Origin of the sequence: Pseudomonas tehranensis (assembly GCF_014268615.1) — a bacterium.
GTDB classification, from domain to species: Bacteria; Pseudomonadota; Gammaproteobacteria; order Pseudomonadales; family Pseudomonadaceae; genus Aquipseudomonas; species Aquipseudomonas tehranensis.
This window is the reverse complement of the sequence record NZ_JABWQV010000331.1, coordinates 1-4590: the sequence shown is the minus strand read 5'-3', so window position 1 is coordinate 4590 and position 4590 is coordinate 1. Positions and strand designations below refer to the sequence as shown.

The window sequence follows — 4590 nt, the reverse complement described above, 5'->3', positions numbered from 1 at the left end:
TGCCCCGGTTTTTGGCGGGGTCTTTTTTTGCCGATTTTTCGGCTTATGGCTTCAGGCTAATGAAGTCTTTTGGGTGTCGCTCATTCAATGGCGGCGATGATAGCAAATGAATATCCCTTTTCAAGCACTCCACGCCATACCGGCGAAAACTATCGACAGGCAGCACTTGAGAATCAATCGCGGACTCACTAAGCTCCAATAGCGTCCAGGGAGGACGCCCCCTCTTTTCTGTCACGCAAATCGTCCCCGACATCCTCCTCCTTGCGTGTAAAGTAACGGTCATAAAATCCATCACAGGAACCGTGACCGTGGCTAAATCTTCCTTTGATATCAGCGCCAATTTCGACAGCGGCAACATCGAGATCGTCGACATCAGCAATCCTTTGCAATCACTGCTGAAGATCAGACCCGACACCCGTAGCGCCCACTTCCAGTGGTTCCACTTCAAGGCCAGTGGCTTGCATGTCGGCCAGGAGTATTCCTTTCGTTTGCTCAATGCCAGTCAATCGTCCTACAACAAGGCATGGACGGGTTACCAGGCCGTCGCCTCTTATGATCACGTCAACTGGTTCCGTATTCCCACACAGTTCGAAGGCGACGCCCTGCGCTTTCACTTGGAAGCCGAACAGTCTCATGCCTGGTTTGCCTACTTCGAACCCTACAGCCGTGGTCGCCACGACTGGTTGATCGAGCAGGCACTGCACAAGGCCGGGACCGAACTGCTGGCCATTGGCAAAAGCGTGGAAGGCCGCGACATTCAACTACTGCGCAAGGGCAGTGGTGCCGAAGGTCGACGCAAGGTCTGGATCATCGCCCAGCAGCATCCCGGCGAGCACATGGCCGAGTGGTTCATGGAGGGCGTGATCGAACGCCTGCAACATCAGGACGACACGCGCTTGAACCGACTGCTTGCCAAGGCCGATCTGTATCTGGTGCCCAACATGAATCCTGACGGTGCCTTCCACGGCCATCTGCGTACCAATGCCATGGGTCAGGATCTCAACCGCGCGTGGCAGAACGCCAGTCCGGAAATCAGTCCTGAGGTATTTTTCGTCCAGCAGCAAATGGAAAAATACGGCGTAGATTTGTTCCTGGACGTTCACGGCGACGAAGAAATCCCTCACGTCTTCACCGCCGGTTGCGAAGGCAACCCCGGCTACACGCCACGCATTGCCGAACTTGAAGAGCGCTTTCGCAGCGATCTCAAGCACCAGACCAAAGACTTTCAGACCGCTCACGGCTATACCCGCGACGCACCGGGCCTGGCCAACATGACCCTGGCCTGTAACGCAGTCGGCCAAAAATACGATTGCCTGTCCCTGACCCTAGAGATGCCGTTCAAGGATCATGACGACCACCCGGATCCGCGCACCGGCTGGTCCGGCAAGCGTTCGATGCAACTGGGCAAAGATGTATTGAGCACCATTGAGACCATGGTTGACGAATTGCGTTAATCCAACGACCTGATCAACCCTTGTCCAAGGTGGATATCCTGGGTGGGAGCTTTGCTCCCACAATCATCAGCCTTTGCCACGCAACATACTGTCCAACACCTCATCCCGACGCACCCAACCATGAAACAGTGCCGCCGCCAGATGCACCAGCACGGTCAGGAACAATAGATAAGCCAGATAGCCGTGAGCCTTGCGCAACAGTGCGAAAGCCTGGGCATCCGCCGGTACGATGGAAGGCAATTGCAGGGAGCTGCTGAGCATCACCGGGTCTCCCGCCGCTGAAATCATGCCCCAGCCCAACAATGGCAAAATCAACATCAAGGCATACAACAGCGCATGGGAGGCCTTGGCCGCCAACGCCTGCCAGCCTGGCAGATCGACCGGCAATGGCGGTTGGCGCGTCGTAAAGCGCACCACCAGGCGCACGATCACCAGCAGCAAAATCGCGATGCCCAAGGGTTTGTGCAACTGAAGCAGCCATTCATGGCGCTCGGACACCGAGGCCACCATGCCCGCGCCGATAAAGAGCATGGCAATGACCATCAATGCCATCAACCAGTGCAGCAGTCGCGCCAGCGGTGCGAAGTGTCGAGGGGTGCTCATGGGCGGGACTCCTGGTTGGCGGGCAATTGACTGACTTCGCTGGTGCGCCGCAAGTACGAGCTGGCATACGCGGCAGAGCGCGCCGCCAAAAGCGGGTCTTCTGAACCTTCGATGCCGTTGGGCAGAATCAGCGGGTCATAGTTGATGTCGCGGCATTCGCCGTCGTCCTGCGACTGGGTGCGCTCCAGCACCAGCGTACCGGCGTTGAGCACCTTTCGATCTTCGGGCCAGGCTTTGCTGGCGTCATTCACCGGATCGCCCGGATTGGCCAAAGTGATATTCAGCTGCCAGCGCAACGGCCCCGCAGCCAGGCGCTGCACCAGATCCTGTTCCAGAAAGTCGGCGCCCTGGGGTGGCGTCACTTGCGTGCCATCCACGGCCACTGGCACCACGCCCCACCGCACCGCCTGGCGTTGTCCCGCAGGATTGACCAGATAGAACGCATTGATGCCGTTGTAGGTTTCGGTGGCATAGCTGGCCGATGGCTTCGCGGTCTTGATCCATTGCAGGAACGGTTTGGCTTCCGGGTGCGCGGCAAAGAAGGCGGGTACGGCCGCAGGGTTGGGTTTACCCGTGGCCGGATCCGGCGATTGGGCCTGTTGCAACTGATAGAACGCTTCGGGCGTGCCCACCGGAAACACCGGCATGCTGTTCATGCCGGTACGCCACTGCTGCCCGTTGGCCTGGGTGAAGCGCAGCGCCAGACTGCGGATCGGCACGCTGTTGTCCGGCGCGTAGGGGTTGCCGCTGGGCAAGGCAAAGCGCCCGACGACCGGCGTGCGCGGCTCCATGAAGACTTGGGCACTGGAATAGGGGCGAGCTTCACCGCTGCTTTGGAAATAGCCCACAACGCAAACCCCTTTGGAGTGATTGCGACGAAAGCCGGGGTGCACGCCGTTGTTCTTTTCCAGCACATTGACCAACGCATTCGGCGTCAGGCGTTGTGGGTCAAGGGTTCCATTGACGTAGGCAAATGTCCCGGCCAACGCGGCGACAATCACGGCGATGCCGCTCAGGCGCAGCGCCAGGCTGCTGGCACCCAACGGCGGCCGGCTCGGTTCAGAGGAAGGGTCAACCATGACGAAGCTCCAAGGCCCAAGGCCATTTCTACAAAGGACCCGTCAGACGAAAGCCTGAGGGTTTTATTCCCACGCTTCGTATTTATTTTTTCCAGGCTGGAATAATCTCCTTCGCGAGTCGTCTTTCCACTCCCGGCGCAGTGACTGCCAAAGAAGCACAGCCATGAACGAACTCGACGAACAGTTGCGCACGCTCATTCCCCGACTACGGCGGTTTGCCGTGTCGTTGACGCGCAACCCCAGCAACGCTGACGACCTGGTGCAAGCATGTCTGGAGCGGGCCTTGTCAAAATGGAACGACAAGCGGGCCGACGGCGATCTTCGGGCCTGGCTGTTTTCGATTCTTTATCGACAGTTTCTCGATAGCCATCGTCGTTCCCGGCGCTATGCCCGCATGCTGGAATTTTTTACCGGCCGCGACGACGCTCACCCTTCGGCCGAGCGCAGCGTGATCGCCCAAACGTCCCTCGAGGCGTTCGATCAACTGACCACCGAACAACGCGCGCTATTGCTGTGGGTGTCAGTGGAAGGCTTGAGCTACCAGCAAGTGGCCGACATCCTCGACGTACCGACCGGCACCGTAATGTCACGCATATCCCGCGCCCGCCAGGCCCTGCGCCAACTCAGCGACGGCGAAATCACCCGCCCTGCCCTGCGGATACTCAAATGATCAGCATGCCCCCCAGCGACAACGACCTGCACGCCTTCGTCGATCGTCAACTGAGCGAAGCCGACCAGCGTCTGATGGAAAACTACCTGGCCCATCACCCGGAAGTCGCCGCCCGAGTCCAGGCCTGGCAACAGGACGCACAACACTTGCGCGCGGCCCTGAACGCAGACCTGCAACACGCGCCCAATCCGGACCTCGACCCGACAGCGATCCGCCAACGCCTGAAACATCGGTTCCATCGTCATCTGGCCAGCGCGGCAGTGTTGCTGCTGGCCGTCAGTGTCGGCGGTTTGAGCGGCTGGAAGGCCCGGGAGATGACGCTCGTCAGCGCTATGCTGCCCATGACCGACGCCTTGCAGGCGTATCGACTGTTTGCCCAACAAGGCATCCTGCCGGCCGATTATCAAGGCGGCGACGAGAGCACCATGCAAGGCTGGCTCGACCGTTACTTCACCCGGGCCGACCGCCTGCCAGATCTGTCAGGGGCAGGATTCAAGCCGGTCAGCGGGCGATTGCTGAGCACCGAGCAAGGGGCGGCGGCGATGGTGGTTTATCAGGACCCGAGCGGCCAGAAGATCAGCTTCTATGTGCGTCCACCGGGCCCGAAAAATTTCTTGCTACCGCGCGGCAGCCGTCGTGACGGCGAGTTGCAGGCCGAGTATTGGTCCGGGCCGGGATACAACTATGCGATGGTCATACCCAGTGATACGCCAGCGGCGCAAAAGCTCAAGCAGACCCTGAATTTCTGAGCACCGCAGATCCCCTGTGGGAGCGGGCTTGCTCG

5 protein-coding genes are annotated in these 4590 nt (G+C 59.5%); 3 read left to right on the top strand and 2 right to left on the bottom strand.

The annotated features are described in order from the left end of the window. The first annotated feature begins 302 nt into the window (after positions 1-302). Positions 303-1454: a M14 family metallopeptidase gene (locus tag HU811_RS25230; protein ID WP_092400619.1), complete on the top strand. Its 1152-nt coding sequence runs from the start codon at positions 303-305 to the stop codon at positions 1452-1454. Positions 1455-1520: 66 nt separating this feature from the next. Here HU811_RS25230 and HU811_RS25225 read toward each other — a convergent pair whose 3' ends face one another. Together HU811_RS25225 and HU811_RS25220 are read right to left on the bottom strand one after the other, a co-directional pair. Continuing rightward, positions 1521-2057, bottom strand: coding sequence for a cytochrome b (locus tag HU811_RS25225; protein ID WP_186658706.1), 537 nt, complete (start codon positions 2055-2057; stop codon positions 1521-1523). After that, entirely contained in the window at positions 2054-3136 is a 1083-nt protein-coding gene (locus tag HU811_RS25220) for a catalase family peroxidase (RefSeq protein ID WP_186658701.1), read from the bottom strand. Before HU811_RS25220 ends, HU811_RS25225 begins: the two co-directional genes overlap by 4 nt. 163 nt (positions 3137-3299) lie before the next feature. Here HU811_RS25220 and HU811_RS25215 point away from each other — a divergent pair, with 163 nt between their 5' ends. Together HU811_RS25215 and HU811_RS25210 are read left to right on the top strand one after the other, a co-directional pair. Continuing rightward, positions 3300-3806, top strand: a complete 507-nt coding sequence (locus tag HU811_RS25215; RefSeq protein ID WP_092457038.1) for a sigma-70 family RNA polymerase sigma factor — start codon at positions 3300-3302, stop codon at positions 3804-3806. Next, positions 3803-4555 carry an anti-sigma factor family protein gene (locus HU811_RS25210; protein WP_186658698.1) on the top strand — a complete coding sequence of 251 codons (753 nt, stop codon included), beginning with the start codon at positions 3803-3805 and terminating at the stop codon, positions 4553-4555. The genes HU811_RS25215 and HU811_RS25210 overlap by 4 nt, the downstream gene beginning before the upstream one ends. Positions 4556-4590: the final 35 nt, after the last annotated feature.